The 20789-nt window shown below is 44.6% G+C and carries 22 protein-coding genes; 9 read left to right on the top strand and 13 right to left on the bottom strand.

Going from position 1 to position 20789, the window contains the following annotated elements; translation table 11 throughout:
- Window positions 1-154: 154 nt before the first annotated feature.
- The 8 genes from FFR00_RS19055 to FFR00_RS19020 form a co-directional block, all read right to left on the bottom strand.
- Window positions 155-715, bottom strand: coding sequence for a hypothetical protein (locus FFR00_RS19055; protein ID WP_137675004.1), 561 nt, complete (start codon window positions 713-715; stop codon window positions 155-157).
- Complete coding sequence (locus FFR00_RS19050; RefSeq protein ID WP_137675007.1) at window positions 716-1231, bottom strand: RNA polymerase sigma factor; 516 nt, start codon at window positions 1229-1231, stop codon at window positions 716-718.
- 75 nt (window positions 1232-1306) lie between these two features.
- A complete protein-coding gene (locus tag FFR00_RS19045; RefSeq protein WP_235836264.1) occupies window positions 1307-2236 on the bottom strand; it encodes a DoxX family protein in 930 nt (309 codons plus the stop codon).
- A gap of 422 nt (window positions 2237-2658) precedes the next feature.
- Window positions 2659-3012 (bottom strand): P-II family nitrogen regulator, encoded by a 354-nt coding sequence (locus FFR00_RS19040; protein WP_137675003.1) that lies wholly within the window; start codon window positions 3010-3012, stop codon window positions 2659-2661.
- Window positions 3002-3796: a DUF1538 domain-containing protein gene (locus FFR00_RS19035; RefSeq protein WP_137675002.1), complete on the bottom strand. Its 795-nt coding sequence runs from the start codon at window positions 3794-3796 to the stop codon at window positions 3002-3004. Before FFR00_RS19035 ends, FFR00_RS19040 begins: the two co-directional genes overlap by 11 nt.
- A complete protein-coding gene (locus tag FFR00_RS19030) occupies window positions 3796-4530 on the bottom strand; it encodes a DUF1538 domain-containing protein (protein ID WP_137675001.1) in 735 nt (244 codons plus the stop codon). The genes FFR00_RS19035 and FFR00_RS19030 overlap by 1 nt, the downstream gene beginning before the upstream one ends.
- 114 nt (window positions 4531-4644) lie before the next feature.
- Complete coding sequence (locus FFR00_RS19025; RefSeq protein WP_137675000.1) at window positions 4645-5529, bottom strand: class I SAM-dependent methyltransferase; 885 nt, start codon at window positions 5527-5529, stop codon at window positions 4645-4647.
- Window positions 5519-6580 (bottom strand): AI-2E family transporter, encoded by a 1062-nt coding sequence (locus FFR00_RS19020; RefSeq protein WP_235836263.1) that lies wholly within the window; start codon window positions 6578-6580, stop codon window positions 5519-5521. Before FFR00_RS19020 ends, FFR00_RS19025 begins: the two co-directional genes overlap by 11 nt.
- Window positions 6581-6677: 97 nt before the next feature.
- Here FFR00_RS19020 and FFR00_RS19015 point away from each other — a divergent pair, with 97 nt between their 5' ends.
- A complete protein-coding gene (locus FFR00_RS19015; RefSeq protein ID WP_137674999.1) occupies window positions 6678-7157 on the top strand; it encodes a 2-amino-4-hydroxy-6-hydroxymethyldihydropteridine diphosphokinase in 480 nt (159 codons plus the stop codon).
- On the opposite strand, the gene FFR00_RS19010 is transcribed toward FFR00_RS19015, so the two are convergent.
- Window positions 7116-7829 (bottom strand): SDR family oxidoreductase, encoded by a 714-nt coding sequence (locus FFR00_RS19010; protein ID WP_137674998.1) that lies wholly within the window; start codon window positions 7827-7829, stop codon window positions 7116-7118. The genes FFR00_RS19015 and FFR00_RS19010 overlap by 42 nt on opposite strands.
- A gap of 85 nt (window positions 7830-7914) precedes the next feature.
- Here FFR00_RS19010 and FFR00_RS19005 point away from each other — a divergent pair, with 85 nt between their 5' ends.
- The gene (locus FFR00_RS19005) at window positions 7915-8817 is read left to right on the top strand and encodes a TIGR01777 family oxidoreductase (RefSeq protein ID WP_137674997.1); all 903 of its coding nucleotides are present in this window, start codon (window positions 7915-7917) and stop codon (window positions 8815-8817) included.
- A gap of 15 nt (window positions 8818-8832) precedes the next feature.
- Here the strand turns inward: FFR00_RS19005 and FFR00_RS19000 are convergent, their stop codons facing one another.
- Both FFR00_RS19000 and FFR00_RS18995 read right to left on the bottom strand, forming a co-directional pair.
- Complete coding sequence (locus FFR00_RS19000) at window positions 8833-9693, bottom strand: hypothetical protein (RefSeq protein WP_137674996.1); 861 nt, start codon at window positions 9691-9693, stop codon at window positions 8833-8835.
- 104 nt (window positions 9694-9797) lie between these two features.
- Window positions 9798-10490, bottom strand: a complete 693-nt coding sequence (locus FFR00_RS18995) for a DNA-3-methyladenine glycosylase I (protein WP_137674995.1) — start codon at window positions 10488-10490, stop codon at window positions 9798-9800.
- Window positions 10491-10734: 244 nt separating this feature from the next.
- Here FFR00_RS18995 and FFR00_RS18990 point away from each other — a divergent pair, with 244 nt between their 5' ends.
- The 3 genes from FFR00_RS18990 (at window position 10735) to FFR00_RS18980 (ending at window position 13592) form a co-directional block, all read left to right on the top strand.
- Complete coding sequence (locus FFR00_RS18990) at window positions 10735-11700, top strand: acetylxylan esterase (protein WP_137674994.1); 966 nt, start codon at window positions 10735-10737, stop codon at window positions 11698-11700.
- Window positions 11701-11702: 2 nt separating this feature from the next.
- Window positions 11703-12431, top strand: coding sequence for an esterase family protein (locus FFR00_RS18985; RefSeq protein ID WP_137674993.1), 729 nt, complete (start codon window positions 11703-11705; stop codon window positions 12429-12431).
- Window positions 12432-12683: 252 nt separating this feature from the next.
- Complete coding sequence (locus FFR00_RS18980; RefSeq protein ID WP_137674992.1) at window positions 12684-13592, top strand: homocysteine S-methyltransferase family protein; 909 nt, start codon at window positions 12684-12686, stop codon at window positions 13590-13592.
- 58 nt (window positions 13593-13650) lie between these two features.
- On the opposite strand, the gene FFR00_RS18975 is transcribed toward FFR00_RS18980, so the two are convergent.
- Window positions 13651-15510: a TIGR00341 family protein gene (locus FFR00_RS18975; protein WP_137674991.1), complete on the bottom strand. Its 1860-nt coding sequence runs from the start codon at window positions 15508-15510 to the stop codon at window positions 13651-13653.
- A gap of 494 nt (window positions 15511-16004) precedes the next feature.
- Here FFR00_RS18975 and FFR00_RS18970 point away from each other — a divergent pair, with 494 nt between their 5' ends.
- From FFR00_RS18970 to FFR00_RS18960, 3 genes are all read left to right on the top strand, one after another.
- Window positions 16005-16799, top strand: a complete 795-nt coding sequence (locus FFR00_RS18970; protein ID WP_137674990.1) for a transporter substrate-binding domain-containing protein — start codon at window positions 16005-16007, stop codon at window positions 16797-16799.
- Window positions 16800-16895: 96 nt separating this feature from the next.
- Entirely contained in the window at window positions 16896-17843 is a 948-nt protein-coding gene (locus FFR00_RS18965; RefSeq protein ID WP_137674989.1) for an amino acid ABC transporter permease, read from the top strand.
- Between the two features lie 19 nt (window positions 17844-17862).
- The gene (locus FFR00_RS18960; protein ID WP_154675882.1) at window positions 17863-18588 is read left to right on the top strand and encodes an amino acid ABC transporter ATP-binding protein; all 726 of its coding nucleotides are present in this window, start codon (window positions 17863-17865) and stop codon (window positions 18586-18588) included.
- 44 nt (window positions 18589-18632) lie between these two features.
- Here the strand turns inward: FFR00_RS18960 and FFR00_RS18955 are convergent, their stop codons facing one another.
- Window positions 18633-19502, bottom strand: coding sequence for a LysR family transcriptional regulator (locus tag FFR00_RS18955; protein WP_137674987.1), 870 nt, complete (start codon window positions 19500-19502; stop codon window positions 18633-18635).
- 140 nt (window positions 19503-19642) lie between these two features.
- On the opposite strand from FFR00_RS18955, the gene FFR00_RS18950 reads away from it, so the two are divergent.
- On the top strand, window positions 19643-20365 hold the full coding sequence (locus FFR00_RS18950; RefSeq protein WP_137674986.1) for a sulfite exporter TauE/SafE family protein: 723 nt from the start codon (window positions 19643-19645) through the stop codon (window positions 20363-20365).
- Window positions 20366-20789 lie beyond the last annotated feature (424 nt).

Here is a 20789-nt window from a genome sequence, read left to right as displayed (position 1 = left end):
AGCGATATACAACACGATGAGACCGCACCTGAGTTTAAATATGGAAACGCCCAATCAGGTGCATAATAGAAAAGGCCAGCTACTGGAGCTGGCCTAAAAACCGTCAACCTATTTTAGGACGGGTCATGCGATACAGTAATTAACAAGTTTAGGGTTATTTAGCTAAACCAATTAGCAAGCCTTTTTCCTGCCACACCTTTACCGTAACGCCATCAACATTGAGCTCTTTTTGCTGAGTTATATTTAGCCACTCGTCCGGTAATTTAGCTTGGTAAAAAGTATGTACCTGTTGGCTTTGGCGGTTTCTCACTTTCAACTGAGCCGCAATACGCCCACCAATACTGCAATAGCGACCACCTAATAACTCCCATTGTTGTTGGTCCAACTGGCTGGAATCAATCAAATTGAAATCCAAACGATTGAGGTGCTGCTGAATGTCATCGATAGACGAAGACACCACTTCCATTTGCATTTGGCTGTTATGGTTATAAGCAATCTCCTTAGAAATGGCCGAGTAATTAATTCCAGTAAACATATATATATAAACGGTAGCGGCCAATAAGCATGAGGCGGCGCTAGCCAATAACCAAGTTGTAGACTTAGGCTTTCCCTCTAAGGCTTGTAAATGTTTAAGCTGAGCAGCTGAGAGTGTTTGCTGTTTAAAGTAAGCACTAATTTGAGCTTTAAAGTTTCCGGTTTTAGGTTCCACACTCATTTAAGATACCTCCTCAACCAAATGGCTAAACTCATCGTTCAAACGCTTCTTTAAACGAGAAACCCGAGATAACAACGTTCCTCTTGCAACGCCACTAGCATCTGAGATTTCTTGCATACTAAAACCCTCTACCGCCCATAAGTACAACAACTCAGCATCGTCAGCCGAGAGTTTTTGCATTAACAGCGCAACGTGCTGCTGGTCAATCACCAAAGACTCCATATCCTGCCAATGGTCTTCAGGCTTAACTAATTCGGCCTGCAGGGCATCATCGGCAACCAGTTCTAACTTTCGCCGACGATATTGATCGATAAATTCATTACGAATCACCCGCATCATATAGGGCTTTAATGGCTCTGGTAACCTAGCCTGCTGCAGTACCTTTTCACAGCAGCTTTGCAGTAAATCATAAGCTTGTTGGTCGTTATTGCATAACGACAAGGCATAGCGATAAAGCTGATTAAGTAGCTCGTCTGAAAAAACTGGTTTTGTCGGGCGTCTAAAAATTTTAAACATCACATCCTGCTGCTTGTTAAGCAGACATTCCTTTGTAGCAGAAACAAACTCGGCGCTTTAACGCCGAGTCCCCACTCACTTACTCGTAGCTCGACGAAACAAATAGTAGCTTTTAGTTCGTTGAGCTAAATCGGCTAAACTAAATCGCTCACCACCACCTAACAGAGCGATTACCGCGCCAGCGGCTAACAAAGCAAACTCGCGCTTAAATCCGTTAAGATTTTTAATAAAGGATTTATCTATAGAAAACTTCTGTAACATAAACCACAGCATCACCAGCGCACAAAGCAACGCCCCCACTTTGAGTGTTTTTCCTTGAGCGAAAATCAATACTAAGCCCAAGGTAAGTAAAATAACCTGATGAGTAGCAAAACTGGGGATCTTGGCATAACCAGCAAAAAAGCCTGCCACAATAAAGGTCATTCCTAAAGAAAAACGAAGCAGTAGACCTAAAGTTTGCCAATCTACATAATGCTCTTGGCTTGATAAGCGTTTGTCTACGCTATATAGCCCAGAACCAAGATTGAACAATACAAACATCATTCCCGATAAGGTGATATCCCTAATCTGCACAAAAATGGCGGGAGAAGTATAAGTACTCACCCCAACAGACGCGCCAGGCACAGTGTCTACAGGCAGTGACACCACAAAAGTCCACAACAAAAAAGCATAAAACAAGGCTAATGGGCGAACTAAAAATCCGGCGCATAATGCTAACCCCGAGAACAGCTCAAACGCAGATAAGGCGGTTAAAAAAGACCATGGTGTTAACCATCCAGCAGAAAACAAATAATCCTGAAACAACTCATTGATGTAACCTGTGGTCCCCATGTAGTTGGCTACCATCGCAGCTTGGCTAGAGGGATCGAGTAACAAACTCAACTTAGAGGTTCCGCCAATTATAAACACTAAACCAAGACCTAAGCGTAACCAAAGTGCCGCTGTATCAAACTGCTTTTGCTCCATCATCATTCCCTTTTTAACGTAATTTAATAGATATTGCATAGCAGTAACGAACCAAACGAGCATTTGATTGCATAACTTAAGAATTATTTTCAGATTTATCACTAGAAGGAACTAACAGATCAAAGCGTAGATAAAAGGGCTAACTTCCTTTTTAAAGCCAACTACCGATGATCAACAATAAAGGTAAGTTTAAAATATTGTGCTCCAGCTGAGCCACTTTTGTCATAAACAACGCCAAGTAAAACTTGAATTGCAACAAGTTTTTTAAGCCCTTAAAAACAGCGCTTCTTTTTTGAACAGTATTAAAATACTATTTAAAACAGCACCTTAGCTAAAAACATCCGTTTCATGCACACTTTAATCCACAGAATGTGTGGATAAGAAAGTTGAAAGACCAAAGTTATACACAGGTGGTAACAAATAATGAACTATAGGCTGTTATTTATTCACACTTATGTCGTTTATTCTTCATCTATAGGGACTTTGTGGGTTAAAGCTTGTATTTGATGGGCAACTCCAACAGCTTCCTCTACATCAAGCAAAACAGCGATACCTTGTCCTTCTTCTTGATCAAACTCGGCCACAGCACTGATCGTATTCAAAATGGGCTTGGCCAAGTGGCTTTCAACCACAAACAACAATACATCGCGCTGCGCTTCTAGATTCAAACCAAAGAAAGTTTTTTTACGATGAACCCCCTCGCCTCGCGCGTTGTTTATTACGGTTGCTCCAGTAGCACCGGCCGCACGTGCCGAATCTAATACCAAGGCAGTTTTTTGGTCGTCAACAAAGGCCAAAATGAGTTTAAATTTCATCTTCATCTCCTGACAAAGTAGAACGAGCTAAATAGTGAGTGATTTGGGCATAAGCCAAAACAGAAATAATTGGAAATAAGCTAGCAAAAGCGATTAAACCGAAACCGTCTAACAGTGGACTTCGACCAGGTACGGCTTCAGCCAACCCTAAGCCTAACGCGGTGACTAAGGGAACAGTAACAGTGGAGGTAGTCACCCCGCCGCTGTCGTAGGCCAAAGGCACAATGGCTTTGGGCGAGAACAGTGTTTGAATCACCACCAGCACGTAGCCGGCAATAATGTAGTAATGCAGCGGATCCCCCACCACAATTCGATAAGAGCCTAAAGCCAAACCAAAGGCCACCCCAAACGCTACCGAGATACGTAAGCCGCCAACCGAAACGGCCCCGCCAGACACCGCATTGGCCTTAATCGCCACCGCCAGTAAAGAAGGCTCGGCAATAGTAGTACTAAAACCAATGGCCGCCGAAAATAAGTAAATCCAAGCATAAGCCATCCAATGTTCAGAGACTTGGTAGTTTTCTGGCTGTTCAATACCCAAAAATTCAGCACTGGTGAGTTGCTTGGCCATAGACTCACCCAATGGAAACAGCGCTTGCTCCAAGCCCAGCAAAAACAACACCATGCCTAAAATGACAAAAACGGTTCCCAACAACAGCTGCTTGGGTTGATGTAAGGGGCGCTTAATCACCAAGTATTGAAACACTAGAATGGTCACCACGATGGGAAAGATATCACCAAGCGTGCCAAATAATGTTTCAAAAAAAACTAACCAACTCGTCATCAATAGAAGATCCCATATAACATCACAAACATCATTGGCGTAAGGGATGCCAAAGCAATTAAGCCAAAGCCATCAAGCAAGGGGTTACGCCCCTTTATTGATGAGGCTAAACCCACACCTAAAGCAGTAACCAGAGGAACCGTGATTGTGGAGGTAGTCACTCCACCAGAGTCATAGGCTATACCTATGATTTCTTGCGGCGCAAACAGTGTAAGAATAACAATCAGTACATAGCCGCCAATAATGATTAGGTACAGTGGCCAGCCTTTAATAATGCGGATCACCCCAATCACAATCGCCAGCCCTACAGCAAAAGCCACACTTAAACGCAGCCCTGCCGCGTATTCCGCCATGCTGTCGGCGTTGTTATCAATATGCCTAGCCTGCGCCGCAACGTCTGCTGCTTCTTTAGCAACCGCCACCAAGGCGGGTTCGGCAATCGTGGTGCCAAAGCCCAAGCAAAATGCAAACGCCAGCAGCGCGCTTAAGCTGCCTTTATTAGCAAAGGCATGCGCTAAATTTTCACCTATTGGAAAGAGGCCCAATTCCAAACCCATCACAAAAAAGCTTAAGCCCAGCACCACCATCGCAGTACCCGACAGAATCTCTAATACATTGGGTAGTGGACTATCTAAAACAAAGAGCTGGAAAAACAAAATCACCACCACTATCGGTGATATATCGCGAAGACTTTTAATGAGAGAGGAAAAGAGGTGAGAGAAACGAAAGCCCATACTAGCTCCTTGTATTAACCCTTTACCTTAAGGGTTAATACAAGCTTAGCAGAGCCTTGTTAAGGCTTATGTTTAAGGCCGATAGAAAATGAAAAGTGTGAGCTTTACAGTTGTTTAAACGGGGCTATTCTCAAAAATGAGTACTTTTAAGCCATCATCTGGACTATGTTCCAACACAGTTTCCGGGCGGTCTAAAGTCTCTATTAAACGTAATTGTGGCGCTTCACTAGCAACCGCATCTAATAAAAACTGACAACTTAACCAAGGTGCATTTAAGCACAGCATGGCGATCCCGTTTCCGCTGAGTAAACTGGGCAATTGGCGAATAATTCTAGGGTAATCTTTCTCCACTAAAAAACTGCCTTTTTGCATTGATGGAGGATCGGCAATCACTAAGTCATAAGGCCCATGTTTGCGAAGTTTTCCCCAAGACTTAAATAAGTCGTGGCCAAAAAAACGGGCTTTCTTATCGTCTAGCTGATTAAGTCGCAGGTTATCCCGACCCACGCTTAGCGCGGCTTTGCTCATATCAATATTAACCACCGCATTTGCTCCACCAGCAATAGCAGCAACCGCAAAACCGCAAGTGTAAGAGAACAGATTAAGCACATTTTTAGCTTCGCTATGCTGCTTTACCCACTCGCGCCCTTTGGCCATATCTAGAAACAAGCCAAAGTTTTGATGTGTACCAACTTCAACTTTATAGGCTAAACCATGCTCATTAACCGTTGCCGGGGTTTGTTCACTGCCCCACAAATGCTTAACCGGCGCCATCGGCTGGTCTCGCTGTTGCAAGAAAACCCCTTCCACCAAGGGCTCTGCTTTTAGCTGCTCAAGCAATTGCTGAGTTAAATCTGCACTTAAGGGGGCATAAGCCACTATCAACATAATGGGTGGCAACCACTCAATGTTAAAAGACTCGGCGCCTTCAATACAGTGCCCGCGCCCATGAATAACTCTTAGGGCTTGCTGCTCAAGCCGGGGAAGATCAAGCTTCATCTATTTGTTCACTCTCTTTCGGTTTTAAGTCATCGGGATGGCTAAGAATACGTGAGAACCAATGGCCGCTATTGCTCGACTCCAAACCAATTTTAATGATCATGGTAAGAGGTACCGACAACAACATGCCAACACTGCCAAATAGCCAGCCCCAAAAAATCAATGATAACACCACCACTAACGACGACAGACCTAAACCTTTACCCATGATGCGCGGTTCTACAATATTCCCCATCACCAAATTAACGCTAACGTACAAACCGGCCACCGCTAGTGATTGGCTCGCACCAAGTTGTAACAAGGCCAGTAATACCGGTGGAACCGCCGCAATTAACGAGCCCACATTAGGTATGTAATTAAGCAAAAACGCTAAAATACCCCATAAAATGGCATAGTCTAAATCCAATAAGCTCAACACAATGGTGATAGGAACAGCGGTAAGCAAACTAATCATGGTTTTCACCGCAATATAGCTATTAACCGATTTTAGAAACTTATTCACTTGAGACATGCGTACGCCGGGATTATGAATGGCGTCGTGCATGCGCTGTGGCATGGTGTCTGCCTCGAGCAACATAAAAATAGTCACTAGCAAAATAATAAAGATGTTGGCGGCGGCACCACTTAAACCGGTTAACGTATTAGCAAACAACCCCAATACAATGCCAGGGTCGAAGTAATCGGTGACAATATTCATCGACAAATCAATATCGAATTTAGCAGCAAACTCTCCTAGCCCAGCGACCTGCACTAATAATTGTTCACGATAAATGGGAATAGAAGCCCGAAAATCGTTAACTGAACTCCCTACAACACCTGCTAACAATACAATTAAACACACGATAAATAGCAGAACTAACAATACCGATAAAACCCGAGGAATACGTAAGCGGGTTAAAAAGCTAACAATGGGGCTAGCGATAATGGCGATAAACATCGACAACAAAAATGGAATAAGCACTGGGGTGGCGGCTTTTAACCCCGCCAATAAAACCACTAAAGCAGCAGCCGTGACCAAGCTATGGCGTATCGAGGTGGGTTGATTCACCATTCACTCCTAGAAATAACTGATTATGCTCAGCAGTTTAGCTTGCATATGCCTTGGCGAAAAGGCTAAATAAAACTCAATAACGAGGAGCGAGTGGCAGATGTATTATCTTTGTAGTCTTGGAAGCAATATCGAGCCATTAATTCACTTGCCTAAAGCAGTGCAAGAATTAGGCGAACGCCTACAAATAATGACCTTTAGCGCGTTTATTGAAACCACGCCCATGGAACTAGATACACCCAATAAGTTTGTTAATGCACTGGCTTGGTTTCAGTCAGAGCAATCAGCTGCCCAATTAAAACAGTTTTTTAATCAATTAGAGGCTAGGCACGGCAGAAATCGCAATGACCCTTTATCAAGCAGCAAAGACCGTAGTTTAGACATCGATTTATTTGGCCCTTGCCATAACCTTGCGGCCTTAAGTAATACCCCTGTAGATGCATTTTTAGTAACGCTACAACAGCAACTATTTGCTAGCGCGCCCAATACCCTACCCGATAGCTTAAGCCTAACTATCAAGCTCACTAACGGGCTTGTTTTACCACTGGGTGAGAGACCTACCACCATCAACTTTAATTGAACAACCCGTTAAATAGTCATTCTTGATGAGCAGTTCTATGGTTTGCCACACCGGGGCTAAACCGCCTTCTTTGGCTAACGGTGTTTGAGCCAGCACCTTGTCTCGATGCTGTTGATCATGTTCATCTAAAAATAACATCGGGCCCGGCTCAATCGCATTCACTCTCACCTCTGGAGCCCAATGGCTGGCATAAGATTTTACCAAATTAGCCAAGCCCGCTTTAGACGCACAATAAGAACGAAACGCCTTATGGGGTTGCTCGGCATAAATATCTGTCATTGCTACCACATTACCCTTGGCCTGTTTTAACGCTGGATAAAGCGCTTCGTTAATCAAGGTTGGCGCTAGCATATGAACCGCATACATCGCGTCAAAAAACTCAGCCTGTTCTAAGGCACTGTGGCAAGGGTCATCTTTAATAAACAAAGAAGCATTGTGAATTAACACCTCTAAGCAATCACACTGTTGTTTAACTGCGTCAATAAAATCAAGCAATTGCGTTCGCTGGCTAAAATCAGCCTGAATAAGCCGCACACCTTTATTGCGTAATTCAGCTAACTCTGGCCTCTCACTGCGATATTGACCAATAACCTGATAACCTAAGCCAAGAAACTGATGCGCAAGAAAAAAGCCTAAACGCCGCCCTACGCCAGTGATCAAAACAGTTGCCATCTAGCTTCCCATCCTTAAAAACTCTGCTATTGTTAACTAAATCAAAGAGTAACACGACTTGCCCTAACAAGGACTGCGTACCCTAATGAAAATTTTACTCACAGGCGGAACCGGGTTTATCGGTAGTCGCCTAGTCAAACACTTACAATTTAGTCACGAACTCACAGTGTTGTCACGTAACCCCATCAAGGCTTATCAAAAGCTTGGCCACAATCTATTGGCTATTCCTTCACTTGATGCCTTAGATAACCTTGATGAGTACGATGCGGTGATTAACCTAGCAGGTGAGCCCATTGCCAATAAACGCTGGAGCGAGCCTCAAAAAAAACGTATTTGTGATAGCCGTTGGCAGCTGACCGAGCAGCTTAGTGAAAAGTTTGCTAACAGCAGTCACCCGCCACATACCTTTATTAGCGGCAGTGCTATTGGCTATTACGGTGAGCAAGGCCAACAAGCTGTAGACGAAGCCAGCATTATTGAAGATGATTCGTTTCCGCATACGGTGTGTAAAACTTGGGAGCAAACCGCTTTAAAAGCAGCCAGCGAAAATACGCGAGTATGTTTGCTACGAACCGGCATTGTGATCGGCATAGAAGGCGGCGCATTAGCCAAAATGTTACCTGCATTTCGTTTAGGTTTAGGCGGACCAATCGCTGGCGGCCAACAGCAAATGTCTTGGATCCACATTAGCGACATGGTTGATGCCATAATCTTTCTGCTAAACAATAAAGAATGCCAAGGCGCATACAATCTTACCGCTCCCAATCCCGTCAGCAATCACGAGTTTAGTGTCGCGCTAGCTAAACAACTCAAGCGACCTTGTGTATTACGTACTCCCGCTTGGTTACTAAACACGGCTTTGGGCGATATGGCCACACTCATCACTGGTGGGCAAAAAGTATTGCCGAAGCGCTTAGGCAACGAAGGCTTTAATTTTCGCTATAAAGACTTAAGCCATGCATTTAAAGAGATTTTGCTGCGCAGCTAATTGATGACTCAGCGACTACTCAACCACTACCGAGCGTAGTGGTTCAATCTGCCCTTCGTCTGCAAACAACTGACGACGTCGCTCAGCTAAAAACGCATCGAGTTGAGGCGATGATTCACAACGAATCGTTCCTCCAAATAAACCGGCAGCAATGCTTACAGCCTGCTTTGCCGAATGACTACAATCAACTTTTACCGCCACGTTGGCTTTAAATATCTCATTTTCTGTTAGCTCACGCTTTACAAGCGGAGACTTTCGTTTTGCCGGTGTACGCTTTTGTTGCTGATAACGACTCGCCTGCTGCTTAGCTAACTGGTGTAGTTGTTTCTGTTGATAAACCTTTAAATACGAAGCCGCCGAACGCGCTTCCACCGGTTGCTCAGATTGTTCATATTGCTGCAAAGTTTCACTGCTGCTGGCCTTCGCATTTAGCTGCGGCTGACTATTAGTTTTTTCACCAATTACCCCATGAGACTGAGTAAGCTTACTATGACTGTCTAACTGGGTGAGGTCGTGACTAAGCGCAACTCCATTTTTTGATAATTTACGACTTGCTAAAGATTGACTACTTTCTGGTGCGGCGCTTGTTTCAAAGGTTTCAGCTGGCTGAATTACCGGGTTCTCAAGCGCTAGTTGCCTAGGTGATTGTCGCTTATGTGATTGTTGTTCTGGCACTTCTGAGAATGGGACCGGTGAAAGCGCCGGTTTAATGGGAGCAAGCACTAAGCTCGCCTGAATTAAGCTAGCACCAGCCTTTTTCTTTAGTGGCTTATGTGGCTGGTACAAATCGCCGAGCAGCCAATAAAACAATCCACAATGCGCACTTATCGAAATAACTAAGGCCCATATTGGAAATGGCCCCCCTCGCATACTCATCCCTGTTTAGCCTACCTAAGCTTAAAAAACAGTAGACTCATAACCCAGGGAGTAGTTCGGCTTAGTTTGTGCCATTTTTGTCAGCGAAACCCATAAAGCGGTAACTAAAGGTTATTTTCACCAATAGAGTAAGCAACCGTTTGGCTAATGGCAGCTAAAGGCATACCACTTTGTTGCTGCCAGCTATTAAACACTTGCTGCACCGCTTTCAAACCTTTAATGCTAGTAGGCGCTTTAGTCACCACGCCACGGTTAACTAAATAAGCCACCACATCACTAGACAAAATAAAGGTATCTTTACCCATGCGACGTAAGGCATAAGACGCAGAGTTACCGCCTAAGCGAGCACCATGTTTTTTGAGAAATAGCCACAAACCTACAATGTCGTCTGTGGGCCACTGGGCAATAAATTTAGCAAAGCTGCCGTGTTCGCTAGCCATATCCAAAATCATTTGGGCATTCTGTGGCACGGTAATAATTTTTTGCCGATTACGAATAATCGATGCGTCATTACATAAGCGTTCAATATGGCTATCATCCAGCATTAGCATTTTCTCGGGTTCAAAATCAAAAAATGCACGTTCAAAGTCTGGCCATTTGTTTTCTACTACCCGCCATACAAAACCCGATTGAAAAATAGTTTTTGTAAAAGCCGATAGCCAACGGTCATCGCTAATGCCGGCTAAATGTTCGCGACTTAATGGGGTGGTAAGTAGGTGTTGTAAGGCGGCATCGCCGCCTTTGCGCTCGGCAGCTCGTTGCCAAATAGAAGAAAAATCTTCAACCAAAACTTTCATCCTTTATTGGAAATCATCACTAGATAACTAGCATCAATAGCAATAATTCTAAACCGCAATGGGGCCCAGGGTCACTATAGATTAAGCAAATAGTCTCTTTGATTTGTAAGGTTGACCTGAATATGCACCTAAGCCTTTCATTTGCTTAACCATCAATCGTTCACAGGCTAAATGCTTCGCTTTAGAAATCTGTAACAAAAAAGGGCTATAGTTTTCATAAACCTAGCTTATTGGTAGTCTCTTTATGCCCTGTAAACTTAAGCATAATTTTGAATTTGAACCTGATTATGGGTACAAGCTCGTTCAGCTTAAAGCACTGCACCCAAACGATAAACCGCGCGGTTTTAAGGGCTTTTGGCAAGGTAAATACCAACAAGCTCTCCAAATAAAGAGCCACGTTTCCATTGAGAATAGCCATAAAACGGTAAACAACTGGCGTATCTTCAAGTGCTTTTACAACTCGACTAAACACCTTCGCTGTGGAGCGTGGTTATTGCTACCCAGCAGCGGAGTGGTAGATTCCGCCATTATTAGCGCACATGGCTATGGCGGCATAGAGCAAGTTGATTGTGCAATTACCCTCAATAACACCGCGGTCTTAATGCCCTGCTCTCGCGGAATAGGATTAAGCCCTAAACCCCCTATATCCGACAATCCCATGTGGCATGTGTTACACAACATTCAAGACAAGCAGCGCTACGTTATTGGTGGCTGCGTGCAAGATTTATGGTGTGGCGTAAGTGCCTTACTGGATTTGTTCCCTCAAGTTAACCGCAAACTAGGTTTAATCGGCAGTAGTTTTGGCGGCGGTTTAGGTATTTTTGCTAGCGCTTTTGATTCACGCATCCAGCGGGCACATTTTCATGTCCCTACTTTTGGCAATGTTCCTCTGCGCCTAAAGTTGCCCACATTAGGCAGTGGGGCAGCGTTGGCTAGCTTCTATCAGCAGCAACCTAAACTAGCCCTTAGCACGCTCAGATATTTTGACTCTGCTACTGCCGCTACCTATCTGCGTTGCCCTAGTCATTGGGCGCTGGCTTTGTTTGATCCTCATGTAGCACCTCCAGGGCAGTTCACCGCTTACAATCAAGCGCCCCAACCTAAACAGCTGTTTGTGCTTAGCGCTGGACACTTTGATTACCCAGAAAAACAGACCCAACAGCAACAACTCAATCAGCAATTAGCCTCCTACTTCGCAGAGCTCGCATAAACATGAATCGCGAATATCATCGGTGGTGGAGCCCTAATTTACAGCGCGATATGGAGTTACTAGTATTTGGGCACGCTGGCGCTAAAGTACTGGTGTTTCCTACTCGTGGCGGGCGCTTTTATGAATACGAAAACTTGGGCTTAGTAAACTCCATTGCTCACAAAATCAACGCTGGGCAACTGCAGCTATATTGTGTAGACAGTATTGATATAGAAAGCATTTATTGTTTTTGGGCACACCCTGCTGGGCGAATAGAACGCCACCAGCAATACGAAGATTACATACTGCGCGAAGTATTACCCTTAATGGCGCAAAAGAATGATCATCCCTGCACCATCTCCCATGGTTGTTCATTAGGTGCTTTTCATGCGGCCAATATTGTATTCCGCCACCCTCACCTATTTAACAAACTTGCCGCCTTTTCTGGGCGTTTTGACCTAACTTGGCAAGTTGAATCGTTCTCAGATTTATTCGACGGTTTCTACAACGACAAGGTGTACTTTCATACCCCTACGCATTACCTAATGAACATGCACTGCCAGCAGCGCCTAAACGAGCTAGCCAATACAGATTTGCTGTTCATTATTGGTAAACAAGATCCCTTTCTACAAAACAATCATGCCTTAAGCCACATTCTTAATCACAAAGGCTTATCTCACCAAATGATTGAATGGGATGGCCGCGCCCACCGCGGGCGCTACTGGCGACAAATGGTACCGCTGCATTTATAGGAAATCGGCATACAAACCTAAGTAAAGATTAAGTTGCCACAGGGGATTCCCCCGCTGGATCATTGCATTGCGCACTGTAAGACCTGAGAAAAAATAAGCACTCTTTCAATCAGGCAACTCTCAAGTACCACCACAACCGCTCAGCGATAGCATTTTTCCAAATATGAATAAATTTCACTGTTTTAAGATTTACTTTGAGCTCAACTCATTCATGATATTCAAAGTAATTACCGGTGAGTAATGGTGTACATAATGAAAAAGCAATTTGTGGTTTTAGACGGTGGAATGGGCCGCGAGCTAAAAAGAATGGGAGCGCCCTTTTCACAACCGCTGTGGAGTGCGCAGGCTCTAATTGAATCGCCTTCGCTGGTGCGAAAAGCCCATCAGAACTTTATTGATGCCGGAGCCGAAATCATTACGGTAAATAGTTACGCCTGTGTCCCTTTTCACCTTGGTGAAACCTTGTATCAAAGCAAAGGAGCCGAACTCGCGCAGCAAGCCGCTATTATTGCAAACGCGGTGGCCAAAAATGAATTAGCAACCACTAACCGCTCTATCAACGTTGCCGGCGCCATCCCTCCAGTACTGGGTAGCTACCGACCTGAACTATTTGACTCAAACAAAGCCAAAGGCATCCTCGAAACACTAGTGCAATCTCAAGAACCTTACGTTGATTTATGGTTGGCCGAAACTATCTCTAGCCTAGATGAACTCGACGCCATTCAGCAGGCACTTAGCTTTAGTCCCAAGAAAAAGTACTATGCGTTTACCCTACAAGACAGCCCCAATGGTAAAGCATTGCTAAGGTCCGGCGAATCGGTAGCAGAAGCAGTGGAACAAGTTTGTTCATCAGGTGCTGAGGGTATTTTGTTTAATTGCTCCATCCCAGAAGTCATGGGGCAATCGATTAAGCTAGCAAAAGAGCTCAGCACCAAACTTGAAACACCGCTTGAAATAGGTGCTTACGCCAATAGCTTTGGTCCTATCAAACCAGGCTACAAAGCCAATGATTCACTCAATCAAACCAAAGAACTATCGGCCGAAGAGTACTTGGTTTTCGCAAAGCAATGGCATGAACTAGGCGCCACTATCATTGGCGGCTGTTGCGGTATTCACCCAGAACATATCCAAGTCATAGCCGATTGGAAACGGGAGCATTAACCAACCGCGCCACCTTAGAGGTCATTGGCAACAAAAGCAATGACTGTATCTGCAAATGCTAGCGCCGAATAATGATAGAGGCCTCTAAATCAAAAGGCCGCTTCAATTCGGTTTGAATACTGTCTTTAAGCAAGTCTAATTGCTGGTCGCTCAAGGCTTTAGCGCTAACCAATTGCACATGTAAAGTGAGTGGTTTGGTGCTTTGGGCGCGTACCGTTCTAAGTAGTACCTCATTAAAGGTTTTACCCTGCAAGCGTTGCACGATTTGGGCTTCTTCTGACAGCCGATTAAAACTAAACACCAATGGCACACTCACCAACACTACTGCAGCCAACGCAATGGTAAGGCCCTTCTTAGCCCGAGTAAACGGTGCATAACCTAAGGCTAAAAAGGTTAAAGCCGCCGAAAATACAATGCCCGCCAAGTTGGTAAGAAACAGTAATAATGCGCCAGAGGCTACCGATGCATCTAACCAACCTAAACCAATACCAGCAACCGCAAGCGGCGGTACCAGCGCTACAGCAATCGCCACACCAGCCAAGCTTTTGGCGGCGTCGATACGTGCATGGGCGTAAGCACCAGCGATACCTGAGATAATCGCCACTCCTAAATCCAGCAAATTAGGGCTAAGGCGCGCCGCAATTTCAGGAGTTACCACTTCCATGGGAATAATAAAACTGGCACTAGCAGCAAAACCCAAGGCGACACATAAACCAGTAATTAAAGTGCCTAAGCTAGCGGTGGTTAAACTGGGGTCTTGCCGAGTTAGGCCCATTGATAAAGAAATAATTGGCGCCATTAGTGGCGCGAGTATCATCGCGCCAATAATCACAGGTGCAGAGCTGGCATACAAACCAATGGTGGCAAGTAAGGTTGATAACACCATTAAGGTAACAAACGCCGGAGAAGTAGTGGCGTTATCGCGCAACAATTGATACAGCTCTCTAAATTCGTCGGTGGCGGCGTGGGCTATCCATGGTAAAGGCCTTGCTGCTAAAGCATTAATCGCCTCGCCCTCTGGCAAGTGGCTTATCTTGCGGCTTTCTTTTACCGCGACTACATTCTCTTGGCACACCATATCTGCAGCTGGCAAAACGCTTAAGGCTTTATGCTCGCATTCTACGGTTAGCGCTTTGGCAGTTTTTTCTAAGCCGTCATGCCAATACACCATTTCTTGCTCTTTGCTAATGGTAATGGCCTTAGATTTAATCAAGCTAAGAAAGCGTGGTTTCCTAATCACTCGGCCAAACATGGCCAACAGTAGAAACCGAAACATTTCCATAATACTGCGCGGCGCAATTAACATGCTTTCTAACATGCCATCGTTGCAGTGGGTATCAGTAAGGATTTGCTTGGATAACATAGAACCATGGGCGTGCTCTATCAGCACTAAGCCAACCAACGAGGTTTCTAAACAGGTTTCGCTTGCGGTTGTAATGGTCAGTTTCTGCGGTTTTATTTGGCCTATCTTTCTAATGTTTTGCCAAGTTTGCAACATTCGCTGACGCCAAGACGCGTTGTGGCCACCAGGTCGCAGGTTAAAGCTATGCCCCACCACAAGATGGTTAAGCACCACCTCTTGATTACAGCGCAGTAGGTCTATTTGCACCACCTCAGCTTGCTGAACATGCTGAACCGCTTTATCTAGGCTGTTGGCTAAACTAAACGCACGCTTGGCGTGACTCGCTTTAGGATGAGGCAGAATTGCCACCACCCATTGCTGGCTGCTGGCTAAATCAATCACTTGGCTTAAGTCTTTATCGCTTAAATAGCAATATACAATGCTGCCCGCTTCCCACTCTGGCGGTTCATTACAATCCCAAGATTTAGGTAGCACTACAGACTCAAACAAAGGCTGTATTTTTTGGCTCACCAGTTCCGTGGCGTCGGGCTCAAACAATAAAAAACTATCGGCCATTCCTGTTTCCGTACAAGAGTTTATATTTTCTCACAGCATGGAGGCTGGCTTTAAAAATCGCAAGATAACAAAGCAAAAAGTTTAGCCACTAAGGGCCTTATTCAGTGCTAGCGGATCAAAAAAATGACGTAGCCGAACGAGCTTATCATGTTCAGCCAGTAGCATAGCTTTTAACCAAACTGGCTTTAATTTAAGCAAACAGAAAACATTCTAGAAAAAGTTACATGTTTCTTTTTTGCCTATTGTCGTTACTTGCTTACCGCACAAAATCTTCGCTAAGCCTTAAAGTACGGGCGTTTAGACGGCTAAGCGGCCAAGTATCTAGTGAAACTGTAAAGTATTTACGGCAACTTGGAGTTAAAACCTCGCTATTCATCATTAGCGTATTCTGCTATAACTTCCCTGAAACACTGAGAGTTCAGGCTGTTTTACACGGATAGATCAGAACATGAACTCAATAAAAATAATTAATTAAAAACACAACAAGGACCATTATGAAACGTGTCATTCAATCTGCAATTGCCGCAGTTGCACTATTATCAAGTGCAGCATTTGCTCAGCAAACATTGCTACAAGAAATTTCTGAATCAGGTGAGTTACGTGCCTGTTTTGATGCTGGCTACATGCCGTTCGAAATGAAAGCCAAAAACGGCCAGTTTATTGGTTTTGATATCGACCTAGGCAAGCAAATGGCGCGTGCTATGGGTGTTAAATACGTACCTGTAAACACCGCTTGGGACGGCATCATCCCTACTCTACTAACCGGAAAATGTCACCTTATTATGGGCGGCATGACCATTACGCCACAACGTAACATGCAAGTTAACTTTGCCGACCCATACGTAGTTATTGGCCAATCAATCCTACTTAGCCCTAAATTAGAAGGTAAAGTCACTAGCTACCGTGACTTAAACAGCGACCAATACACTGTGGTAACTAAACTAGGTACTACCGGTGAAGGCGCGATTAAACGTTACATTCCTAAAGCCAAAGTAAACTTGTTTGAAACCCAATCTGAAGCAGTACTTGAAGTCACCAACGGCAAAGCCGATGCCTTCATCTACGACTTACCGTTTAATGCTATTTACGCAGCAGAAAACCAAGGTCAGCTTACTCACCTAGACCAGCCGTTCACTTTTGAACCTCTTGGTTGGGCAGTACGCCAAGGCGATCCTGATTTCTTAAACTTCTTGAACGGTTACTTGCGTCAAATTAAAGGTGATGGCACCTACGACCGCATTTACGACAAGTGGTTTAAAGATGATGCTTGGTTAAAACAAGTTCAATAGTAAGACTCAAGTGGCTGCCTTAACAGCCACTTTTCTTTATGGGTGTGCTTAACCACGCCCATAAAGTAAAAACCAATAATAGATAAAGAGCTTTAGATGCAAACTCAAGCAAGCAAAATATTGTGGAATGGCGTTTTTGTGGCCATTTTACTTAGCCTGTGTGGCCTTATTTACCTGTCGGGTGAAAAAATCGACTACAACTGGAACTGGCAACGTGTAGTTCCTTATATTGTAAATAACGAAGCGGCCAGCGTGGCGGCCCCGCAAGACGGCAGCATAACCAGCAATGCCGCCGGACACTTACAGCTAGTATCAGACGCCGGTGACTTACTGGTCGATCTAACCGACTATGAAAACATCACAGTGTACGAAGGTGACTTGGTGTTTGAGGGCGACCAGCTTGCGTCTTCAGAACAATGGCGCATTGGCCCGCTTACCCAAGGTCTTATTGTTACTATAAAAATCTCACTGTTCTCATTGGTTTTTGCCATTTTACTTGGCTTAGTGATTGGTTTGATGCGCATCGCCGACAACCCAGCCCTGCGTAAGCTAGCCATTACCTACATTGAAATTATTCGCGGCACCCCCTTGCTGGTGCAAATTTTCATTGTTTATTTCTTCATTGGAACGGTATTCGATTTAGAGCGCTTTACCGCAGGTGTTATTGCCTTGTCGGTATTCACTGCCGCTTATGTAGCAGAAATTATTCGAGCCGGTATTCAGTCAATTCCGAAAGGACAAATGGAAGCCGCCCGCTCATTGGGCATGAACTACCCGCAAGCCATGGTAAACGTGATTTTACCGCAGGCCTTTAAGCGCACCTTGCCGCCTATGGCTGGCCAGTTTATTAACTTGATTAAAGACTCGTCATTGGTATCGGTTATCTCAATCACCGACTTAACCAAAGCTGGTCGAGAGGTAGTTAGCGGTAGTTTTGCCCCCTTTGAAGTGTGGTTTACCGTAGCCCTGCTTTACCTAGTACTTACCAGCAGCCTGTCTTGGGCTATTCAACGCTTAGAAAAGAGGTTAGCTGCCAGTGACTAAAGATTATCAAGGCGACGACATGATCGTTGCAAAAAAGGTTAACAAAATTTACCCCAATGGCTGCCACGCACTTAAAGATGTGTCAGCCACGGTAAACCGCGGTGAAGTGGTGGTGATTGTTGGGCCATCAGGCTCTGGCAAATCAACCTTTTTACGCACCCTTAACCAGCTAGAAACCGTAAGCAGTGGTTCGGTACATATCGACGGAACCGATATGTACGCCAAAGACACCAACATTAATAGCTTGCGCGAAGAAGTAGGCATGGTGTTCCAAAACTTTAACCTGTTCCCGCACAAAACAGCTTTGGGCAATGTAATGCTTGCCCCTTTAAAAGTGGCAAAACGACCCAAGCAGCAGGTAGAAGATGAAGCCAAAGCCTTAATGCTAAAAGTTGGCTTGGCTGACCGAATGGCCAACTACCCTTCTCACTTGTCTGGTGGCCAACAGCAACGTGTTGCCATTGCCCGAGCGCTAGCCATGCAACCTAATATTATGTTGTTCGACGAGCCCACATCAGCGCTAGACCCTGAAATGGTTGGCGAGGTGCTAGACGTAATGAAAGGTTTAGCCGCCGACGGCATGACCATGGTAGTGGTGACCCACGAAATGGGCTTTGCCCGTGAAGTGGCCGACCGCGTATTGTTTATGGAAGACGGTGAACTATTGGTAGAAGAGTCTCCAGAGAACTTCTTCGATAACCCAAGCCACCCAAGGCTAAAACAGTTTCTGTCTATGGTTCTCTAAGCAGACACCACTACAATTTCAAAAGGGAGCAAACGCTCCCTTTTTTATTGGCTAAACGCTTGCCAAAAAGCCCGTACAATCTCTTTATCCGCTCGCTCGCGTAACTTAATCAGGTAAATAGGCACTTGGCTGCTTGAGGCAAACTGCTCAACCTTAAGCGGCACCAGCAAGCCTTGCTGCAACTCTTGTTTAATCATATGTTCAGGAATACGCGCCCAGCCCATCCCTGCCAGCAATAGCTCTTTTTTAAGGTGATAATCATTCACAAACCAGCGCTGGCCACCAGCAATAACGTTTACGTTATCCAAGGGCTGTTCTGAGCCCGAATCGGCCAACAAAATATGTGGCTTAGTCCGTAACTCAATGTGTTTTATACTGCCGCCAGCCTGCTCAATGTAACCCTTAGCCGCCACCGTTATCATGGTGATTTGGCTCACCTCAATAAAATCAAAACGGCCATCTAATCCAATATTAGGCGCCAGCGCCAAATCAGATTGTTGCTTTAATAAAGGCTCCAAAATGCCGGATAAATGCCCGGTACCCAAGGTAAGCTGCATATTGCGGTGGCTTTGCCCAAAGCCTTGAATTTGGCTCACTAGGGGCGGCAAGTAACACATAGGGCTTAACGTGAGGGTAAGCACAGGATCCGCACCTTGTGCTAACTCATGCCCTAATAGCTCAAGCTCATTAGCCTGCTTAAGTAAGCTTTTAGCTTTGCTAAGAAAGGCTTCGCCCTCTGCAGTTAAGCTAGGCCGATATGCGTCGCGATTAAACAGCAAAATAGAGAACTGCTGCTCTAAGGTTTTTACCGAGGCACTCACCGTGGGCTGGGTTTTGTTTAAGTGCAACGCCGCCGCCCTAAAACTACCTAACCTGGCTACTGCCACAAATGCCCGTAATTGTTCATGATTCATCTAGTAAGCCTATTAGCAAACCGCTTTATCCAAGCTTAATCTAGATAGATAAAAACAATCAAGTTGATATAAATAAGTCATTATTTTACGTTCATCTATTTTGTTACCCTACGCCCACATTCACAAGTAGTAGAGGTTATGTGGATAGCTCACTGATTATTCTTCATATTGTTGCCTTACTGACCGGCATATCTAAATTTTCTATCGGCGGTATGGGCGCCTTAATTTTGCCCCTGCTGTTAATTGCTTACCCCGACGGGCAAGCCTTAGCGATACTTATTCCCATGTTTTTACTTACCGACTTGCTCACCATGACAGTGTATCGAACTCAAATAAAATGGCGAATACTGCTCCGTTTATTAGCGTTTATGGTGGTGGGTTGCGCAGCGGGCGCCGCCTTGTTATCTCAACTAGACCCCAGCAAATTTACCACCGCTATTGGTGGCATAGTGCTGGGAATGCTTTTCTTAAGCGTATATTTGGAGAGGGGAAAATCACAATGCATGAAACACCCAAACGTAGCGGCTGGTGCAGGCATATTTGGCGGTTTTATTAGCATGACAGCCAATTCAGCCGGTCCAATCATTAGCCTGTATATGATGCAGCAACAACTAGGCAAAACCAGTTACGTAAGCACCCGCGCCTGGGTAGCAGGCTTAGTTAACGTAGCCAAAGTTCCTATGCTAATCAGCATTGGCTTGCTCAACATAGAAACAGCAAAAACCAGTTTAAATGCTCTGCCTAGTCTGCTAGTTGGTTGCGCCTTAGGCTTTCTTATCCTTAAAAAGATAAACCTCAAACAAATGACCTGGGCGATTAGAATGCTAATTTTATTCGCGGCAGTGAAACTGCTTATTGGATGAATTTATTAGGTATTCAACTAAGACTTCTAACTCGTTTGTGCCCCAATGTGAGTTATCGGCTTGGGTTTTAAGGCTTACCAAAAGGCCAAAATACAAGGATGAGTAATAAATGCTTTAATCATGTTTGTCATCAACAGTATCCGAATACTTCAGGCTTTATCATATAGACTGAAGCAAAGTTCATTTTGCGGAAACTTTATCTATAAAACTGTCATTTAGGCGCTTGTGAGTTATGACCCGCCTATAAGTTAAGAACCTTGAATAAAGGAAGTTTAAGTCTGACTATCGAGAAACACATACTAGTTCTTGTTACCTTTTCTCACTTTCCACCGTGTCCCCTCTAAAACTACTTTGGTTTGATACCTCAATAATGATTAATTTATTAGTTGTAATGACTTAAATCCTAAGAAAACTTGAAATTAAA

The organism is Agarivorans sp. Toyoura001, assembly GCF_005405585.1.
Taxonomy (GTDB): Bacteria; Pseudomonadota; Gammaproteobacteria; order Enterobacterales; family Celerinatantimonadaceae; genus Agarivorans.
The sequence above is the reverse complement of the archived record's forward strand: the minus strand, read 5'-3'. Positions and strand labels throughout refer to the sequence as shown.